17 protein-coding genes and 1 rRNA gene are annotated in these 17,859 nt (G+C 71.6%); 8 read left to right on the top strand and 10 right to left on the bottom strand.

What is annotated here, in order from left to right; translation table 11 throughout:
- A 5S ribosomal RNA gene (rrf, locus tag ABH926_RS42590) occupies positions 1-92 on the top strand; the annotation flags it as partial.
- Between the two features lie 121 nt (positions 93-213).
- Here rrf and ABH926_RS42585 read toward each other — a convergent pair.
- Complete coding sequence (locus tag ABH926_RS42585; protein WP_370372205.1) at positions 214-1,908, bottom strand: hypothetical protein; 1,695 nt, start codon at positions 1,906-1,908, stop codon at positions 214-216.
- On the opposite strand from ABH926_RS42585, the gene ABH926_RS42580 reads away from it, so the two are divergent.
- The gene (locus ABH926_RS42580; RefSeq protein WP_370372204.1) at positions 1,804-2,748 is read left to right on the top strand and encodes a hypothetical protein; all 945 of its coding nucleotides are present in this window, start codon (positions 1,804-1,806) and stop codon (positions 2,746-2,748) included. The two genes, ABH926_RS42585 and ABH926_RS42580, sit on opposite strands and share 105 nt — an antisense overlap.
- A 298-nt stretch (positions 2,749-3,046) precedes the next feature.
- Positions 3,047-4,579: an aldehyde dehydrogenase family protein gene (locus ABH926_RS42575; RefSeq protein WP_370372202.1), complete on the top strand. Its 1,533-nt coding sequence runs from the start codon at positions 3,047-3,049 to the stop codon at positions 4,577-4,579.
- A 162-nt stretch (positions 4,580-4,741) separates the two neighbouring features.
- Here the strand turns inward: ABH926_RS42575 and ABH926_RS42570 are convergent, their stop codons facing one another.
- From ABH926_RS42570 to ABH926_RS42560, 3 genes are read right to left on the bottom strand one after another with little or no spacing between them, the layout of a single operon-like run.
- Positions 4,742-5,122, bottom strand: a complete 381-nt coding sequence (locus ABH926_RS42570) for an RNA-binding S4 domain-containing protein (protein ID WP_370372200.1) — start codon at positions 5,120-5,122, stop codon at positions 4,742-4,744.
- Between the two features lie 24 nt (positions 5,123-5,146).
- The gene (locus ABH926_RS42565; RefSeq protein WP_370372198.1) at positions 5,147-5,587 is read right to left on the bottom strand and encodes a VOC family protein; all 441 of its coding nucleotides are present in this window, start codon (positions 5,585-5,587) and stop codon (positions 5,147-5,149) included.
- Between the two features lie 56 nt (positions 5,588-5,643).
- Positions 5,644-6,285: a pyridoxamine 5'-phosphate oxidase family protein gene (locus tag ABH926_RS42560; protein ID WP_370372220.1), complete on the bottom strand. Its 642-nt coding sequence runs from the start codon at positions 6,283-6,285 to the stop codon at positions 5,644-5,646.
- Positions 6,286-6,401: 116 nt separating this feature from the next.
- On the opposite strand from ABH926_RS42560, the gene ABH926_RS42555 reads away from it, so the two are divergent.
- The gene (locus ABH926_RS42555) at positions 6,402-7,046 is read left to right on the top strand and encodes an HAD family hydrolase (protein WP_370372197.1); all 645 of its coding nucleotides are present in this window, start codon (positions 6,402-6,404) and stop codon (positions 7,044-7,046) included.
- Between the two features lie 30 nt (positions 7,047-7,076).
- On the opposite strand, the gene ABH926_RS42550 is transcribed toward ABH926_RS42555, so the two are convergent.
- A complete protein-coding gene (locus tag ABH926_RS42550; protein ID WP_370372195.1) occupies positions 7,077-8,081 on the bottom strand; it encodes an MBL fold metallo-hydrolase in 1,005 nt (334 codons plus the stop codon).
- 193 nt (positions 8,082-8,274) lie between these two features.
- On the opposite strand from ABH926_RS42550, the gene ABH926_RS42545 reads away from it, so the two are divergent.
- On the top strand, positions 8,275-9,123 hold the full coding sequence (locus ABH926_RS42545; protein WP_370372194.1) for a DMT family transporter: 849 nt from the start codon (positions 8,275-8,277) through the stop codon (positions 9,121-9,123).
- Positions 9,124-9,127: 4 nt separating this feature from the next.
- On the opposite strand, the gene ABH926_RS42540 is transcribed toward ABH926_RS42545, so the two are convergent.
- The 5 genes from ABH926_RS42540 to ABH926_RS42520 form a co-directional block, all read right to left on the bottom strand.
- Positions 9,128-9,553: a hypothetical protein gene (locus ABH926_RS42540; protein ID WP_370372192.1), complete on the bottom strand. Its 426-nt coding sequence runs from the start codon at positions 9,551-9,553 to the stop codon at positions 9,128-9,130.
- Positions 9,554-9,674: 121 nt separating this feature from the next.
- Positions 9,675-10,697, bottom strand: coding sequence for a peptidoglycan-binding protein (locus ABH926_RS42535; RefSeq protein WP_370372190.1), 1,023 nt, complete (start codon positions 10,695-10,697; stop codon positions 9,675-9,677).
- 223 nt (positions 10,698-10,920) lie between these two features.
- Positions 10,921-12,375, bottom strand: a complete 1,455-nt coding sequence (locus ABH926_RS42530; RefSeq protein ID WP_370372188.1) for a GDSL-type esterase/lipase family protein — start codon at positions 12,373-12,375, stop codon at positions 10,921-10,923.
- A 99-nt stretch (positions 12,376-12,474) separates the two neighbouring features.
- Positions 12,475-13,395 carry an NADP-dependent oxidoreductase gene (locus ABH926_RS42525; RefSeq protein WP_370372186.1) on the bottom strand — a complete coding sequence of 307 codons (921 nt, stop codon included), beginning with the start codon at positions 13,393-13,395 and terminating at the stop codon, positions 12,475-12,477.
- Complete coding sequence (locus tag ABH926_RS42520; RefSeq protein WP_370372184.1) at positions 13,392-14,081, bottom strand: TetR/AcrR family transcriptional regulator; 690 nt, start codon at positions 14,079-14,081, stop codon at positions 13,392-13,394. Before ABH926_RS42520 ends, ABH926_RS42525 begins: the two co-directional genes overlap by 4 nt.
- Before the next feature lie 72 nt (positions 14,082-14,153).
- Here ABH926_RS42520 and ABH926_RS42515 point away from each other — a divergent pair, with 72 nt between their 5' ends.
- From ABH926_RS42515 to ABH926_RS42505, 3 genes are all read left to right on the top strand, one after another.
- Positions 14,154-14,561: a PPOX class F420-dependent oxidoreductase gene (locus ABH926_RS42515; RefSeq protein WP_370372182.1), complete on the top strand. Its 408-nt coding sequence runs from the start codon at positions 14,154-14,156 to the stop codon at positions 14,559-14,561.
- Positions 14,562-14,624: 63 nt separating this feature from the next.
- Positions 14,625-15,071 (top strand): SPW repeat protein, encoded by a 447-nt coding sequence (locus tag ABH926_RS42510; RefSeq protein WP_370372180.1) that lies wholly within the window; start codon positions 14,625-14,627, stop codon positions 15,069-15,071.
- A gap of 298 nt (positions 15,072-15,369) precedes the next feature.
- Positions 15,370-17,787 carry a glycoside hydrolase family 3 N-terminal domain-containing protein gene (locus tag ABH926_RS42505; RefSeq protein ID WP_370372179.1) on the top strand — a complete coding sequence of 806 codons (2,418 nt, stop codon included), beginning with the start codon at positions 15,370-15,372 and terminating at the stop codon, positions 17,785-17,787.
- Positions 17,788-17,859: the final 72 nt, after the last annotated feature.

The following is a 17,859-nucleotide window of genomic DNA, read 5'->3' as shown; positions in this document are numbered from 1 at the left end:
CGCCCGGTCCCATTCCGAACCCGGAAGCTAAGCCCGCCAGCGCCGATGGTACTGCCAGGGGGACCTGGTGGGAGAGTAGGACGCGGCCGGACTAAATTTCACGAAGCCCCCTCCGGGTCATCCCGGAGGGGGCTTCGTCGCGTTTGGCCCTTTCTCCCGCGGTGCGGGAGGATGGACCCCGACTCATAACAGGAACAGGAGCTGCATCCAATGTCACCATCTTCGGACCGTCGCCCGGGCCGCTCCGACCGGGACCGCGACCGAGGCCAGGGCCCCCGTGGCGGCGACAACCGTCGTCCTGCCGACGACCGCTCGGGCCGCACCGGCGCCGGCGACCGCGGCAACCGCTCCAGCTCCGGCTCTGGCTCTGGCTCTGGCTCCGGTTATGGTGACCGCTCCGGCAGCCGCGACCGTGGCGGCTACGGGGATCGCCCTGCCTCCCGCGACAGCCGCGGCTACGGCGACCGTGACTCCGGTGGCGAGCGTGGCCGTGGCGGCTATGGCGACCGTGACTCGCGGGGCGGGCGTGACGCCGGCGGCGATCGCGGGCGCGGTGGGTACGGCGACCGGGATTCGCGCGGTGGGCGTGACGCCGGTGGCGACCGCGGGCGCGGTGGCTACGGCGACCGTGACTCGCGCGGTGGACGCGACGCCGGCGGCGATCGCGGGCGCGGTGGCTACGGCGACCGCGACTCGCGCGGTGGCTACGGCGACCGCGACTCGCGCGGTGGGCGTGACGCCGGCGGCGACCGTGGCCGTGGTGGCTATGGCGACCGCGACTCGCGCGGTGGTTCTCGCTACGGGGACCGTGACTCGCGGGGCGGTGCCGGGTACGGCGACCGCGATTCGCGGGGTGGCGGCTATGGCTCGCGGGACAGCCGGGGCTCGGACTCCCGTGGTGGCTACGGCTCGCGGGATGGCCGCGGTTCGGACTCGCGCGGTGGCTCCGGTTATGGCGACAGGGATTCTCGCGGAGGCGGCAGCCGCGGTGGCTTCGGCTCCCGCGACGACCAGCGCTCCGGTGGTGGCTTCGGTTCGCGCGATGGCCGCGACTCGCGTGGCTTCTCGGGGCATGGCGGCTATGGCGAGCGTGACTCGCGGGGCGGGGAGCGTGACTCGCGCGGTGGTTTCGGTTCGCGGGACGGTCGCGACTCGGGGCGTGGTGGCTATGGCGACCGTTCCGGTTCGCGCGGCTTCGGTGGCGACCGGGATTCGCGGGGCGGCGATCGGGACTCCCGTGGTGGCTACGGCGACCGGTCTGGTTCGCGCAGCTTCGGTGGCGACCGCGACTCGCGGGGCGGCCACAGTGACCGCTCCGGCCCCCGTAGCTTCGGTGGCGACCGGGATTCGCGGGGTGGTGACCGGGACTCCCGTGGTGGCTCCGGCGACCGCTCCGGCGACCGCTCCGGCGACCGTGGCGGTCGTGGTGACTCCCGTGGTGACTCGCGCGGCGGCTACGGCGGCCGTACCGGTGACCGTGACTCCCGCGGCGGGTTCTCCAGCGACCGTGGTGGCGACCGTGGCGGTCGCGGCGGCTTCGGCGACCGCGAGCGTGGAGGCTACGGTGAGCGCTCCGGTGGCGGCCGGGATCGCGACCGTCGTGACAACTTCGCCGGCGATCGCGCTGAGCGCCCCGAGCGGTCCGACCGGCCCGAGCGGGAGTTCGGTTCCCCTCGCGGGTTCGGTGACGAGGGTGCGCGCCGTGGCTTCGTCGAGGAGGGTGCGCGGGGCGGCTTCGACCAGCGTGAGGGCGGCGGTGTCGGGTTCGAGGGGGTCAACGGTGAGGCCCGTGAGGCCGAGGACGTGCTGGAGATCTCGCCGGACGCCACCATCGACAAGCTCGACAAGGACATCCAGGACGAGCTCGCCCAGCTGCTGAGGTCCAAGGCCACGCTGGTGGCCGGGCATCTGGTGATGGCCGGGCAGAACCTGGACGAGGACCCGGAGCTGGCCTACCGGCACGCGCGGACCGCGATGAAGCTCGCGCCGCGTCTGGCCTCGACGCGGGAGGCCGCCGGGCTGGCCGCGTACCTGACCGGGCGGTACTCCGAGGCGCTGGCCGATCTGCGGACCGTGCGGCGGATCACCGGGACCAACGACCACTGGGCTGTCATGGCCGACTGTGAGCGGGGTCTGGGGCGTCCGGAGCGGGCCCTGGCGATGGCCGCCGCGCCGGAGGCCAAGACCCTGGACAAGGAGACGCAGATCGAGCTGCGGATGGTCGCGGCCGGGGCCCGGATGGACATGGAGCAGCCGGAGGCGGCTGTGGTGCAGCTGCAGGGCGCTGATCTGACGCCGGCGAAGATCCAGCCGTGGACCGCGCGTCTGCGCTACGCCTACGCCGAGGCGCTGCTCGCCGCCGAGCGGGAGGACGACGCGCGCGAGTGGTTCATGCGCGCCGCCGACGCCGACGCCGAGGGGCTCACCGATGCCGCCGAGCGGGTCGACGAGCTCGACGGGATCGCCTTCGACGAGTTCGAGGACGAACTCGACGCTGATGCCGAGGGCGAGGAGGGTGGCGGCGTCGAGGACGGCGGCGACACCGACGTGTCCGGCGACCACGAGGACGCTGCCGAGGACTTCGAGGACGAAGACGAGGAAGAGTTCGACGACGAGGACGACGAGGACGAGGACGACATCGAGGACCAGGACGACGCCGGCCTGGACCACGACGCCGACCACTCCGACCACGACCACGACCTCGATGTCCGCGACGACGCCGACCACCCTCGGTCCGACAAGGACTGACCTGGCCGACGACGGCTGACCCGGTCCGACAAGGACTGACCAGGCCTGAGAACCGGCCTGAACCCGCACCCGCCGACCGGCGGCCGCCCCTCGGGGCGGCCGCCGGTCGGTCGTTTCCGCCCCGTGCGGGTCACCCCGGATCCACCACACGTCCCAACTCCCTATTGCCCCGGGCCGTTTCGAGGTGAAGGATCGGAACCATCGACGTTACCCGTTGGTAGCGATCGTCCGGACACCCTCCGGAACCACCGTCCCCGACCCCCATCCACCTCCCTCCGTACGGAAGAGGCAGTCAGCCATGAGCGATCAGGGTTCAGCTAACGGCGCGGCTGTCGGCGTCCTGGAACCGGGCGCCCCCAGTTTCGTCTCCTACGACCCCGCCGACGGCGGCGAGGTCGCCACCTTCCCCGCCATGACCGCCGAGCAGGTGCGCGCGGTCGTGGGCGAGGCGCGCCAGGCGTTCGCCTGGTGGTCCTCGCTGACCTGGGCCGAGCGCGAGCGGCGGCTGCGCAAGTGGGCCGGCTTCATCACCCGCGGGCTCGACGAGTTGTGCGAGCTGATGCACCGGGAGAACGGCAAGCCGCGGCAGGACGCCTTCCTGGAGGCGTTCCTCGCGATCGAGCACATCGGCTGGGCCGCCGGCCATGCGCGCAAGGTGCTGCACCCGCGCCGGGTGAGCACCGGGCTGCTGATGTCCAACCATGCCGCGACGCTGGAGTACCAGCCGCTCGGGGTGGTCGGCGTCATCGGTCCGTGGAACTATCCCGTGTTCACCCCGATGGGGTCGATCGCCTATGCGCTGGCCGCCGGCAACGCCGTGGTGTTCAAGCCCTCGGAGTACACCACCGCGATCGGCAAGTGGATCGTCGACGCGTTCGACCAGGCCAATCCGGACGCGCCGCACAAGGTGCTGCGGCTGGTCACCGGGACCGGACCGACCGGGGCCGCGCTGTGCGAGTCGGGCGTGGACAAGATCGCGTTCACCGGCAGCGCGCGGACCGGCCGCAAGGTGATGGCCGCGTGCGCGCCGTCGTTGACGCCGGTGCTGATGGAGTGCGGCGGCAAGGACGCGATGATCGTGGCCGGCGACGCGGACCTGGCCAAGGCGGCCGACGCCGCGCTGTGGGGCGCGATGTCCAACGCCGGGCAGACCTGCGTGGGCATCGAGCGGGTCTACGTCGTGGACTCGGTGAAGGACAAGTTCGTCACCGAGCTGGCCTCGCAGATCCAGAAGCTGGCGCTGGCCCCCGGCGAGGGTCCGGACGCCGCCTACGGCCCGATGACCATGCCCTCGCAGATCGACGTCGTGCGCGGCCACATCGACGACGCCATCGCCAAGGGCGCCACGGTGCTGGTCGGCGGCAGCGGCGCGGTGAAGGCGCCGTACGTCGAGCCGACGGTACTCCTGGACGCGCCGGAGGACTCCAGCGCGGTGCGGGAGGAGACGTTCGGGCCGACGATCACGGTCAAGGGCGTGCGGGACGTCGAGGAGGCGATCCAGCTCGCCAACGCCACCGACTACGGCCTCGGTGCCTCGGTCTTCGCCCGCCGGGGCGGCGCGGCCATCGCCCGGCGTCTGCGCAGCGGCATGACCTCGGTCAACGCGGTCATCGCCTTCGCCGGGATCCCGGGCCTGCCCTTCGGCGGCGTCGGGGAGTCCGGGTTCGGCCGCATCCACGGGGCCGACGGGCTGCGCGAGTTCGCCCGCCCGAAGGCGATCACCCGGCGCCGGTACTCGACCCCGTTCGAGCCGACGACGTTCGCCCGCAACCCGAAGACGCTCACGATCATGCGGAAGTACGCCGAGACGCGCTACGGCCGCAAGAAGTAGGCAATAGGCGAGAAGGAGGCGGGGCGTCGCCCTGGAGGACTGGAGGACTGGAGGACTGGAGGACGCCGTGGTGCCGGATGCCCTGAGTCCGGCTCCGCGGCGTTCTGCTGCCCTGAGGCTCCTGTCGGGCTGTCGGGGCTCCTGTCGGGACTCAGTCGGGACTCAGAGGTCCCGGCCGCGCAGCCGGTCCATGTCCCGCCGGTCGCGCTTGGTGGGCCGTCCGGCCCCGCGGTCGCGGATCGCGACCTGCACGAACAGCTCGCGCGGCGGGGGCGGCGGGCTGTTGTCGACGTAGCACTCGGCGGCGGCCGGGGGGCCGACCCGCTTGCTGATCAGCTTGCTGACCACCACGATCCGCTCGCGCTGGTCCTGGCGCACCCGTACCTCGTCGCCGACCCGCAGCAGGTGCGAGGGCTTCACGCTCTCGTTGTTGACCTTCACGTGCCCGCCGCGGCAGGCATCGGCGGCCATGGAGCGGGACTTGGTCAGCCGCACCGACCAGATCCAGCTGTCCACGCGGACGGCGGCGGTTTCGGACGTCATGGATGTGACTTTAATAGGCGGCGTTCAGGAGTGCAGACACAATTCGTTGCCCTCCGGATCGGCGATGGTGATCCAGCTCGAGGGCCCCTGCCGGCCCCGGTACAGCTCGGTGGCGCCGCGGGCGGTCAGCCGTTCCAGCACCCGCTCCAGGTTCCCCTCGCCGACCTTGACGTCCAGGTGCAGGCGGTTCTTCCCGGTCTTGGGCTCGGGCACGGCCTGGAACAGGATGCGCGAGCCTGGGCCGGCGTCCCGGCCGTCGGGGTGCACGATGGCCTGCCCGAGGGCCCAGACCAGGACGCCGTTGTGGGTCTTGGTGTCGGCCTGGCTCGCGTGCCCCTCGGCGACCATCTCGCGGATGAACTCCTCGTTCGACGGCTCCAGGTCCCAGCCGATCGCTTCGGCCCACCAGTCGGCCAGGGTGTGCGGGTCGGCGGAGTCGACGACGACTTGATAGGTGAACGCCATGGTCCGACGCTACCGGCCGCCGCCGACAAGTGCTCCTCGGCGACGCCGCTGAGCTGCTACTTCTTGGTGACGTAGATGCTCTTCTCGTAGCTCGCGCCGTAGTACTCGGTCAGCTCCTCCAGCGATTCGCGGGTCCACTGCACCGACTTCACGATGGCGGCGTGCGGCGGCAGCTGGTCCGGGTCCCACGTCGGCGGCTTCCACAGCGCCGAGCGCAGGAAGGCCTTCGGGCAGTGGAAGAAGATCTGCTCGATCTCCACCTCCAGCGCCATGATCGGCCGGTGCCCCTTGACGACCATGTCGTCGAAGTACGCCGCGTCGCGCACCAGCCGCGCCCGGCCGTTGATACGCAGCGTCTCGTTGCGCCCCGGCACCACGAAGATCAGGCCGACGTGCGGGTTGCGCAGGATGTTGTGATACCCGTCGGCACGCCGGTTGCCGGGCCGCTCCGGGATGGCCAGCCGGGTGTCGTCCAGGACCTTCACGAAACCGGCTGGGTCGCCCTTGGGGGAGACGTCGCAGTTGCCCAGCTCGTCGCTGGTGGACAGGAAGCACAGCGGCGAGGCGGCCAGCCACTGCCGGTCGATCGGCTTGAGCCGGACGCGCTCCTTGGTGATCGCGCGCTCCATCGGCTCGCCGAGCAGCGCGCGCAGTTCGGCCTCGGTGGTGATGGCGGCTTCGGCCGGGGCGGGGGCGATGACGGGTTCGGTGGTCTCGACGACGGCTTCGGTCACTGCGGCGTCCCTCCCGGAGTGGTAATGGCCCGCCGACTCGGAGGGCTCCTACCAATGTAGCGGTCGGTACGATCATCGCCATGGCCCCGCTGGCGCTGTTCGACTTGGACGACACCCTCATCGCCCTGGCTCCGGCCTTCCGGCGCTTCGCGCAAGACTTCGTGCGTGGCTATGCGTTACCGCCGGAAGCCGAGGAATGGCTGGTCCAGGCCTGGGATCCGTATCAGAGACGCGATGAGTTCTTCGCCAGGGTGCGGGAGCGCTATGGGCTCGCCGAGCCTGTGGAGGTTTTGTGGCGGCTCTACCGCACGCGTATGCCAGAGCTCGTGGAGTTGCGCGACGAGGTGCGCGACGGGCTGGCGGATTTGCGGCGTGCCGGATGGCGGTTGGGGATCGTGAGCAACGGCGAGGCGGACAATCAGCTCGGGAAGATCGAGCGCACCGGGCTGGACCGGCTGGTGGATTCCGTGGCGGTGTCCGGGGCGCTGGGGGTGCGCAAGCCTGATACGGAGATCTTCCGGATCGCCGCCGAGGGTGCGGGCTGTGCCCTGGCCGACGGCGGGTGGATGGTCGGGGACAATCCCGGTGCTGACATCGGCGGAGGTGCGGCGGTGGGTCTGCGGACGGTCTGGGTCGATCGTGGCCGCGAATCCGCTGCTCCGGCAGCCACCTCCGTCGTCAAAGACGTCGTCGAGGCGTTCCCGCTCTTGCTGACTTGTCGATAAACCGATTGGTGGACCTGACGACAGTCACGCTCATCCCGCGCTCGCCGCGTCGGCCATCGGATGCTCCCACCCGTCCGCCTTGTCCAGGTACTTGTTGATCCCCACGATGTTCGACGCGTACGAGGACAGCTCCTCGAACTTCGTCTGCGTCTCCTGATTCGCGTTCTCCACCGGGTAACGCGCCGCGGTCTTCTCCCGCACCATCTCGATCGCGTGGTCCAGGTCCAGGCGGCTGGTGCGGGCGTCGCGCACCAGCTCCACCCACAGCCGCACCTCCTCCTCGGCGCGGGCCAGGATGTCGGTGACGTCGCGGACCGGGCCGTAGTGGCTGAACAGCAGGCGGGTGGGGCGCAGGGTGCGGAACTTCTCCAGGGAGTTCAGGGCCAGCGGCAGGTCGAAGTCCGGCGGGGGAGTGCCGGGGCGGACGTCGCCGGGCTGGTCGGGGTCGTCGGAGGGGATGTAGAGGCCGGCGGCGTCGCCGACGTACAGGTCGCCGGTGACGTTGTCGATCAGGCCGACGTGGTGGCGGGCGTGGCCGGGGGTGTGGTGGGTCTCCAGGCGCCGGCCGCCGCCGAGGTCGATCGAGCCGATGTCCTCCACCGCGCGCACCCGGCGTGCCTCCGTCGGCAGCAGCGGCCCGAACACGTCGTCCATCAACGAGCCGAACACCCGGCGTGCGCTGGACATCAGCCGGGTCGGGTCCACGAGGTGCTTCGCGCCGGAGGCGTGGACCACGATCTCCGCGTTCGGGAACATCGCCGCCAGGTCCCCGACGCCGCCGGCGTGGTCCAGGTGGATGTGCGTGACCACGATGGTGCGCAGGTCCTGCGGACCGACCCCGAGCGCGGCGAGCGCGTCGCGCACCACCGGCGCGGACTTCGCCGTCCCGGTCTCGATCAGCGCCGGGTGGTCGCCGAGGATCGCGTAGCCGGCAGTGATGCCGGTGTGGCCGGACATGAGGGTGTCGATCTGGTGCGTTTGCGAACCGAGGTCAGTGCTGACCGGACTGCCGTCGCTGCTCGCCGGATTCGACATCTCAACCCCAGGTCGGAAGGCGGTTCCGCCCGCTGCCGGACGGCGTGTCCGGTGTACGGGCCTTGCTTGTGAAACGTATCAGCCGCGAACGTGGGCCGTCGTGCGCGGGCTGTCGTGCGCGGGCCGGGCCCGAGCGTCCGGGGAGGGCGTGTCCTGCGGTGGTCCAGAACGGCCAACCGACATGCTGTGAGGCATGTCCATTGCGGTCGCGGTGACGGCGGCGCTCCTGGCCGCCCTGTGCTTCGCGGTCGCCGCCGTGCTTCAGCAGGCCGCCGCCGCCTCGGTGCCCGAAGACCAGTCGCTGCGCCCCAGCCTGGTCGTGTCGCTGGTGCGGCGGCCCGTCTGGGTCGCGGGCATGGTGCTGGACATCGCTTCCTTCATCATCCTGGGGGTGGCGCTCGCGTACGGCCCGCTGGTGCTGGTGATGCCGCTGGCAGCCACCGACCTGGTGTTCGCGCTGCCGCTGTTGGCCTGGCGCCAGGGCCGGCGGCTGACCCGGGCCGAGGTGGGCGGTGTGGCGTGCACGGTCGGCGGCATGGCCGCGTTCCTGGTGGTGCTGCCCTCCACGGAGGGGACCGTCCTGCCCGCGCTGGCGGACTGGGTGCCGCTGCTGGCCGTGGTGGCGGGGCTGGTGGCCGGGCTGCTCGCGGTGGGGGTCCGGAAGTCCGGCCGGGTCCGGACCGCTTTGTTCGCGGCCGCGGCCGGGATGCTGCTGGCGCTGCTCGACGCGCTGGCCAAGAGCGCGGCCGGCCTGTTCCGCGATGACGGTCTGGGGGCCTTGGGGCACTGGGAGCCCTACGCGCTGATCGCCGTCGGCGTCACCGGGCTGCTCCTGGTCCAGAGCGCTTACAACGCCGGCTCCCTGGCGATCAGCCTGCCGGTCATCGACACCGTGGAGCCGGTCGGCTCGGTGCTGATCGGCGCCGCCGTCTTCTCCGAGCCGCTGGCCACCGGGCGGGCGCTGGCCGTCCAGGTCCTGGCCGGGATGCTCGCGGTCGCCGGGATCGTGATCCTGAGCCGGTCCCCGCTGGTGCGGGCCTGACGGCTCAGCTCCCGGGGGCCGCGACTTCGGCGATCTTCGTGATCTCGCCCTGCGGGTCGATGGCGACCCGCGCCGCGATCGGGTCCGCGCTGCGGGGGCGCGCCGCCAGGGCGGCGGCGAGTCGATCGACGGAGTACGGGGCGGTGCCGATCAGGACCGTGGGGTCACCGGACAGCGGGAACGTGTACGTCGATGCTCCGGCGACTGCTTCGTAGGTCCCCGTGCCGTCGCTTCCGACATAGAGCACCGCCGGGCTGAACGCGAGGAGTCTCGCCTTGGCGTCGTATCCGACCAACACAGCGGTCTGCGTCGTTCCCCGCAATGACGACGCCGACGGGGCCGAGGGCTCATAGGAGCGTGAGCCGCACGCGCCGACGCAGGCCAGGACCGCGGCACAGCAGCCCACGGCCGCCAGTATTCCGATACGCACAGAGAGTGTCATATCTGATTTGACCGGCGCGCGACAGGCTTGGTTGGCACCGGACCCCGGATCGGGAAGCCGAGCCGGGGTCCGGGACGAACACCGCGGGTCAGTCGCCGACCGGTGCCGGTCAGTCGCCGACCAGCGTCTCCCACGTCTGCGGGCCGATCTGCCCGTCGACCTGCAGGCCGTGCGCCGACTGGAACGCCTTGGCCGCGGCCTCGGTGCCGGAGCCGAACGAGCCGTCGACCGCCAGGCCGTAGCCGTACTTGTTCAGCTCCAGCTGCGCGGCCTTGACCGCGTCGCCGCTGGAGTTCAGCTGGATCTGGACGATCAGCGAACTCCAGGTCTGCGGGCCGATCTGGCCGTCCACGCCCAGGCCGTGCGAGGACTGGTAGGCCTTGGTCGCGGCCTCGGTGTTCGCACCGAAGGAACCGTCGGTCGCGATGGACGCCCCGTGGTCGTCCAGCAGGTACTGGGCGGCCTCGACGTTGGTGCCCGAGCTGTTGACCGTGAGGTTCGGCCACGGCGGGATCCCGCCCCCGGTCGAGCCGCTCTCGTTGTTGTACCGGTAGGGCTGGTAGAGCGAGGCTGCCGGGCCGCTGGTGTTCGGCCAGTACGGGTAGGGGATCGTGCCGTGGTGCACGCCCTGGTCGCCGGAGTTCTCCCAGGCGTTGTACTCGGTGTGGGCGCTGTCGGCCCAGCCGTCGAAGATCAGCACGTGCCCGGCGTTGCCGCCGGTGCCCGCGCCGAGCACGCCGAGGATGTCGCCGGGCTGCAGGTCGGCCTTGCTGATCGAGTGCACCACCGAGGGCAGCGTCACCGTGGTCAGGCTGCTGGACAGGTGGAACGCCATCGACACGTAGCCGGAGCAGTCGGTGCGGTAGGCGACGTCGCTGCCGGGCCCGTACTTGTAGGTCGTGGTGCTGTACAGGGTCCCGTTCCACGACGCGGCCCGGGAGAGGATCTCCGAGGCCGAGATGCTGCCGTTGATCGAGGAGGCGGGCTTGACCGCGGCCGCGGCCACCGCCTGGTGCGCCGTGGTGCTCGTGGCGCTCGTCGCGTTCGCGGCGTTCGCGGCCACCGGGGCGGCGGCCACCAGGGCCACGGCGCCGACCGCGGCCAGCGCCGCGGTCTTCGGGGTGAACCTCACGAATGGTTCCCTTCTGGTCACTGGATGAGGTGTCCGGTGCTTGGTGTCAGCACTTTGAGACCACAGTGGACCGGCCGGTGCGCCGGCGACAGGCGGGCGACGGTTCACCAAGCGGCAGCGCAGGAACTGGAAGGGAGACATAGGCGGATTGGTCCGGGCGCAATCGGACAGGTGTGAACCCGGGGCTGCCGAACTCAGCGCTGTCTGGCTCAGGCGGTCGGACTCAGGGCTGCCCGGCGCCCGAGGAGTCCCCGGTCGAGGAATCGCCGGCCGACGACGTCTGCCCGCCCGAGGGCGACTGCTCGGCGGCGTACAGCGCCCCCTGGTCGGCCAGCGCTATGGCCAGCTCGCCGGCCGCGGTCGGGTGCAGCGGGGCCTTGTCCTTCGGGCCCTGTACGAACGGCTCGGCGCTGCACAGCGCGTGCCCGGCGAACGAGGGCTGCACCGAGATGAACCCGGCCGCCTCGGCGCCCTGTTGCAGTGCGCTGTTGAGCTGGTCCAGGCGGCCCTGCAGGGTCTTGGCCTTGGCCGCGTCGACGTGCTCGGCGGCCAGGCAGGAGGTGTCCGGGCCGAAGGGGTCGTAGTACTGGTTGACGATCACCGCCGGGTGGCCCGGCAGCGCCGCGAGCTGGGTGAGCAGGTCGCGGTAGTCCATGACGAACTGGGCCGTCTGCTGCTGGAAGTAGGCGTCGGTGACCCGGTCGTCGCAGTCGGGGCTGGCCGCGCAGAACCGGGTCAGGTCGGCCCAGTGCAGGTCGTCGGCGCCGACGCTGACGATGACCACCCGGGCCTTCGGCGCGCGCTGGAGCTGGGCGATCTGCGGCGGCGCGCTGAGCGGGCCGGCCGGCTGCGGGCCGAGCAGGCCGGCGCGCACGGTCGCGCCCGAGCAGGCCAGGTTCAGCACGTTCCAGTCGTTCACCGCGGCCAGCTGCGCGGCGAAGGAGTCGGCGCTGCGGCCGCAGGCCTGGTCCAGGGCGCTGGGGTGGGCCACCGGCCGGTTGCCGATCGCCGCCGCGGTGGAGTCGCCGATCACCACGGCCTGCACCCCGCTCAGCGCGGGCCCGTCGGCCGGGGCCACGGGGTAGCCGGCGTTGCGGCCGACAAGGTCGGACAGGGAGTGCACGTGCCGCAGGGCCGACGGCGTACCGGAGGCCAGCAGGACGAATCCCGCGGCGTTGACGGCGGTCATCGCCACCACCCCGGAGGCCAGGACGGCCACGGTCCGGCGCAGCGGGTAGCGCCGCAGGCCGGTCACGGCCGAGAGCACCACCACGACGATGCCCGCCGACACCGCGCTCTCCCACAGCCCGTACCGCAGCCACCCGGCGGACAGCTGGCGGCCCAGGACGCCGGCGCTGTTCTTGTCGCTGGAACCGAGCAGCTGCTCCAGTTCGGCGTTGGCGGTGATGTGCGTGAGCCGCAGCCGCGGGCGGACCGGTCCCGGGAACCGTGGCTGGGTGGCGATCGTCTGGCCGAACAGGTCCATCTCGCCGGGGCCGGAGAACCCCAGACCCGGCGCGGCCGCCCCGACGTCCACCGTCTGTCCGGCCGCCGTCACCGACTGCAACGGCGTGATGCGCACGGCCATCCACAACGATGCCAGGAGCAGGAACACCGCTCCCACCGGGATCGCAGCCCGGATCGCCCATCGGCGCCACGCTATGGATGTCTTGTGCAAACCAGTGACTGTCGTTAACCGGACGGAGGACATAGCAGCCGCATACCCGTGTATGTGCAGCCCTCACTGTAGCGCTCCCGGCCGGAGTCCTCAGTGTGCTCAGGGCATGAGGAACACCAGCTTGCCACGCACGTGTCCACTGTCAAGCTCTTTATATGCGTCGTATGCCTGGTCCAGGCCGAACGTCCGCTGGACGAAGACCGTCAGCCGGCCGGCCCGCGTCAGTTCCACGAGCTCCCGCAACTGCTCGGCCGACCGCCGCGTGCTCATCCGGCGGATCCCGTACCGTTCGACATCGGCCGCGGCGGCGACCGTGCCGATCCGCGAGCGGTCGGCGACCAGCTCCGTCGAGGCCTCCAGCGCGTCGGCGGTCCCGGCGGTGTCGAAGGCGGCGTCGGGCGGGGCGTCGGTGACCGAGCGGACACGCTCGGCGAGTCCGGGTCCGTACTCGACCGGGACGGCGCCGAGCTCGCGCAGGAACCCGTGATTGCGCTCCGAGGCGGTCCCGACGACCCGGGCGCCGCGCGCCACGGCGATCTGCACCGCCATGCTCCCGACGCCCCCGGCGGCGCCGTGGATCAGCACCGTGTCGCCCGGTCCGACGCCGAGGTCGGACAGGCAGGTCGCGGCGGTCTGCCCGGACGCGGACAGCGCGCCGGCCTGGCTCCAATCCAGCCCGTCGGGCTTGGCCACGAGTTGGGCCGCGTCGGCCAGGACGTGGTCGGCGTGCGCGCCGGGTGCCGCGGCCGGACCCAGCACCTGTTCGCCGAACCGGAACTGCTCCACGCCGGGGCCCACCGCGTCGACGACGCCTGCCAGCTCGTTGCCGAGCCGTTGCGGGAACCGGGCGGGCATGAAGGCGCGGAAGCGGCCGCTGCGCAGCAGCGTGTCGGCGGGCTGGAGTCCGGCGGCCCGGACCCGCACCCGGATCTGGCCCTCGCCCGGTGTCGGCGGTGCGGCCTGGACCAGGCGCAATACCTCGGGGCCGCCGTATTCGGTGAACACGATCGCCGTACTCACACCGAAGGCCTTTCGTCGGGGTTCGAGTCGCGCGGAGCCAGCAGTTTGACGATCTCGGCGGCGCACCGATCGCGGTACTCCGGCGAGAGCGGATCCAGGCCGGTGATGTCGCGGACGAAGTGCGGCAGCGCGATCGGCGCGAAGGTGAGCGCGTAGCACAACAGCAGGGCGAACGCGGGGTCGAGGTCCTCGGCGATCTCGCCGTCGGCCTGGCGCCGCCGGATGCCGTCCACGGCCGCCCGCAGGCGCCCGGACTGCTCCTCGGGCGGGGTGTCGGAGGCGTCGCCCAGGGCGCGCCAGACCACCAGCCGCGACCAGTCGGGCTGATCGAGGGTCAGGTCGAGGTAGGAGCGCACGGATTCGGCCAGCGTCGCGGCGGGCTGTGCGGTGTGCTCGGTGCTCGCGGCGGTCCATCGTGCGCGCAGTTCGTCGAGCAGGCCCTGCTTCCCGCCGAAGTGGTACGCGATGAGCTGCTGGTTCACCCCGGCTCGGGCGGCGATCTCGGCGGTGCGCGCGCCGGCGAAGCCCTTCGCGCCGAACTCGGCGACCGCGGCTTCGAGGATCTTCTCGCGCGATCGCGCCGAGGTGCCACGTGCGGACCGCGGGGGCGCGGCACGGCGCGGCGAGGGGGAGGGTGGCGGCGGTCCGGGCGGCAGCTCGGGCGACGGTTCCGGTGCGGTGGACATGACCCCAGGCTACATTATTCAATTGAATGAATGACAATCTCTCTCCTCTCTCCACAGCCTCCGGGAGTCGCGATGATCTTCACTGAAGCCGAGTTGGACTATCTGCGCGGGCAGCGCCTGGGCCGCCTGGCCACCCGGCATCCCGACGGAACGCTCCAGGTCAGCCCGGTCGGGTTCGGCGTCAACACCGAGCTGGGCACGATCGACATCGGCGGCCGGGACATGGCCGCCAGCCGCAAGTACCGCAACGTGGCCGCCAATGGCGCGGCGGCGTTCGTCGTCGACGACATCGTGAGCACGCAGCCGTGGACCGTGCGCTGTCTGGAGATCCGGGGCCACGCCGAGGTCGTCGAGGACCCGGCGGACTCCCGGGCCAACACGGGCGGCGCCATCATCCGGCTGCATCCGCGGCGGATCATCAGCTTCGGCGTCGATCCGGGGAATCCGGCCGCCGGCAAGCGGAATGTGGCTTCCCGGTGAACAAAAGCGGATACTTGGGACGAAAGGCTCTACCTGAGAAGATCGGGAAGGGAAGTGAGAGTCATGTCCGAGACCGCACCACGGCATGCGTCGGACATCACCACGCATCCGGACGCGAGCGAAATGCGGGAGCGTTTCGCCAAGGTCGTGCAGGGACCGCGCGCGTCGGCCCTGGACGGCATGGTCGTCCTGCTGGGGCTGTACATGGCCGTGTCGCCGTGGGTGGTGCACTCCATCTCGTCGGACCTGCGGGTGAACAACCTGGTGATCGGCCTGTCCCTGGCCGCGTTCGGCTTCGCTCTGGCCCTGCAGCCCGAGCGGCTGTACCGGCTGGGCTGGATCGCCGTGCCGATCGGCGTGTGGATGATCATCTCGCCCTGGGTGGTGACCGCGGGCCACACCGCGACCAAGCCCGTCATCTGGAACAACGTGGTGATCGGGGCCGTGGCCGTGCTGTTGGGTCTGGCTATGCAGGCAATGACGATGGGCATGGTGCGAAGCAGGCACTGATTCGCACCGCGTCCCCCGCTGCCGGGTCATAGCTCGGCAGCCCCGCCGGCCGCCGTGGCCGCTCCCACCCCTCTCCGGGAGCGGCCGCGGCGGCCGGCTTGTCTCCGGGTCCCGGCAGAACCTTGACGCCCCAGGTTTCCCGCAGTTGACTGACTGCTCATCAGCAAGATTGTTTGCGGCCGCACCAAACCTCACTCATCGAAGCTAGAAACAGCTGGGAGTGTCCTTGATGCGTGCTCGAACACCCTGGTCACGGCCGCTCAGGAGCCGTACACAGGCGCGCTCGACGCGGCGCCTGGTGCACGTGACCGTCGCCGCCGCGCTCACTTTGGCCACCATCGACGCCGTCGCCGCCACCGGCGCCGCGGCCAACGCCGCACAGCCGAAGTACCTCGACAGGACCGCGCCGATCGCCGCGCGGGTCAACGATCTGCTCGGCCGCATGACCCTGCCGGAGAAGGCCGGGCAGATGGACCAGCAACTGGTCGACAACGCGACCGCGTCCTCCGGCGGGACCTGCGGGTCGGCCGGCTTCGCGCTGCCGACCGCGGCGTGCATGCAGTCGGCGATCATCGACCAGAACGTCGGGTCGGTGCTGGCCGGCGGGACCGACAACCCCGCGGACACCACGGGGAGCGGGACCAGCGGCAACACCGGTCAGGACTGGGCCGCCGACTACAACACGATCCAGCAGTACGCGATCGCCCACTCGCGGCTGCACATCCCGCTCAGCTTCGGCGTCGACGCCGTCCACGGCTTCGGCCACCCCTGGCAGGCGCCGCTGTTCCCGCAGTCCATCGGCATGGGCGCGACCTGGGATCCCGCCGCGGCCCAGGCCGGCGGTGCGATGACCGCCGCGGCCCTGCGCTCGACCGGCTGGACCTGGGCCTTCGCCCCGGTGCAGGACCTGGCGCGGGACAACCGCTGGGGCCGTACCTACGAGACGTGGGCCGAGGAGCCGGCGCTGTCCTCCGCGATGGGGGCCGCAAACGTTACCGGCCTGCAGACCCCGGCCCCGGCCGGCGGCCTGAACGTCAGCGCGACCGTCAAGCACTTCGCGGGGTATTCGGAGTCGGTCAACGGCCACGACCGCAATGAGGCCCTGCTGCCGCTGAACTACCTGCAGAGCACGATCCTGCCGTCCTACGCCGGGGCGATCAACGCCGGCGCCGACGCGGTGATGGTCGACTCCGGTTCCATCAACGGAGTCCCGGCCACCTCCTCGCACTACCTGCTCACCGACATCCTGCGCGGCCAGATGGGCTTCAAGGGCGTCATCATCAGCGACTACCAGGACGTGCAGGCCCTGCAGACCTCGTACCACATCGCGGCGAGCCTGCCCGACGCGGTGGCCGAGGCCGTGAACGCGGGCCTGGACATCAGCATGGAGGTCAACGGCCCGGACCAGTGGCAGAGCGCGATCATCCAGGACGTCGGCGACGGCAAGATCAGGATGTCGACGATCAACGACGCGGTGCGCCGCATCCTCACCATGAAGTTCCAGCTCGGCCTGTTCGACCAGCCCTGCGTGGCCGATCCGGGCAAGCCGTGCTTGAACGCCGGGGCCGCCGACGCCGTGGTGACCTCCGGGCGCGACCAGACGCTGAAGGCCACGCAGGAGTCGATCACGCTGCTGCGCGACCAGAACAGCGTGCTGCCGCTGGCCGCCGGCGCCCGCGTGGTGGTCACCGGTCCCAGCGCCGACTCGATGACCAACCAGCTCGGCGGCTGGAGCGTGAGCTGGCAGGGTGTCGCCGGCGCCGGGCACGTGTGCTGCATGGGCTCCCCGGACCAGATCCCGCCGGGCACCACGGTGCAGACCGGGATCCTGGGCGCCGACACCCACGCCACGTCCATCCCCGACCAGGCCGCCGCGGTGGCCGCCGCGCCGAACACCGACGCGTACGTCGCGGTGGTCGGGGAGAAGGCGTACGCCGAAGGACTCGGCGACAACCCGGCCCCGGCGCTGCCGGCCGACCAGCAGGCGCTGATCTCGGCGCTGGAGGCGACCGGCAAGCCGGTGATCGTCGTGGTCGAGGCCGGCCGCCCGGTCGGCCTGGGCTCGGCGGAGAAGGCCGACGCGGTGCTGATGGCCTACCAGGGCAGCACCGAGGCCGGGCAGGCCGTGGCGGACGTGCTGTTCGGCAAGACCGACCCCAGCGGGCACCTGTCGATCAGCTGGCCGTCCGACGCGCCGGCGGTCGGCGGGGACTTCGACGGGAGCGCGCCGTCCCCGCTGGGCGACGAGCCCAAGTTCTTCGACCAGCTGCCCGGGACCGGATCCGGGCCCGGACACGCCTACAACCCGCTCTACCCCTTCGGGTACGGGCTCTCCTACACCACCTTCAGCCACTCGGGGCTGTCGGTGACGCCGAGCGCCTCGGCGCGCGGCAGTCTCACCGCGACGCTCACCGTTGCCAACACCGGTACTCGAACGGGGACCGATGTGGTGCCGCTGTACGTGGCCCAGCCGGTCAGCTCCTCGGCCGAGCCGCCGCAGCGCCTGGTCGGGTTCACGCGGGTGACCCTGGCCGCCGGGGCGTCGCAGAGCGTGAAGGTCACCTTCCCGGCCTCGGCGCTGGCCCGCAGCCAGGGCGACATCGACGCCTCCGGGCCGCCGACCGTCGAGCCGGGCGGGTACGTGCTGCAGATCGACAAGGAGGCTGACACCACGCCGTACGACGTCGACCTGTCGGCGCCGTTCACGCTGAGCTGATCGGACCTTCACCATGACCGGCGCGGGCGGCTTCTACAGGGGCCGCTCGCGCCGGCCGCGCGTTGGTCGGCG

Origin of the sequence: Catenulispora sp. GP43 (genome assembly GCF_041260665.1) — a bacterium.
Taxonomy (GTDB): domain Bacteria; phylum Actinomycetota; class Actinomycetes; order Streptomycetales; family Catenulisporaceae; genus Catenulispora.
Note: the sequence above shows the minus strand (reverse complement) of the source record. Positions and strands in the feature narration are given on the sequence as shown.

Bases quoted from the DNA above. Each gene is read 5' to 3' on its own strand.
- ABH926_RS42585 (WP_370372205.1), bottom strand. From the start codon at position 1,908: ATGCCCGGCCACCAGCGTGGCCTTGGACCTCAGCAGCTGGGCGAGCTC.
- ABH926_RS42575 (WP_370372202.1), top strand. From the start codon at position 3,047: ATGAGCGATCAGGGTTCAGCTAACGGCGCGGCTGTCGGCGTCCTGGAA.
- ABH926_RS42570 (WP_370372200.1), bottom strand. From the start codon at position 5,122: ATGACGTCCGAAACCGCCGCCGTCCGCGTGGACAGCTGGATCTGGTCG.
- ABH926_RS42565 (WP_370372198.1), bottom strand. From the start codon at position 5,587: ATGGCGTTCACCTATCAAGTCGTCGTCGACTCCGCCGACCCGCACACC.
- ABH926_RS42555 (WP_370372197.1), top strand. From the start codon at position 6,402: ATGGCCCCGCTGGCGCTGTTCGACTTGGACGACACCCTCATCGCCCTG.
- ABH926_RS42550 (WP_370372195.1), bottom strand. From the start codon at position 8,081: ATGTCGAATCCGGCGAGCAGCGACGGCAGTCCGGTCAGCACTGACCTC.
- ABH926_RS42545 (WP_370372194.1), top strand. From the start codon at position 8,275: ATGTCCATTGCGGTCGCGGTGACGGCGGCGCTCCTGGCCGCCCTGTGC.
- ABH926_RS42520 (WP_370372184.1), bottom strand. From the start codon at position 14,081: ATGTCCACCGCACCGGAACCGTCGCCCGAGCTGCCGCCCGGACCGCCG.
- ABH926_RS42515 (WP_370372182.1), top strand. From the start codon at position 14,154: ATGATCTTCACTGAAGCCGAGTTGGACTATCTGCGCGGGCAGCGCCTG.
- ABH926_RS42510 (WP_370372180.1), top strand. From the start codon at position 14,625: ATGTCCGAGACCGCACCACGGCATGCGTCGGACATCACCACGCATCCG.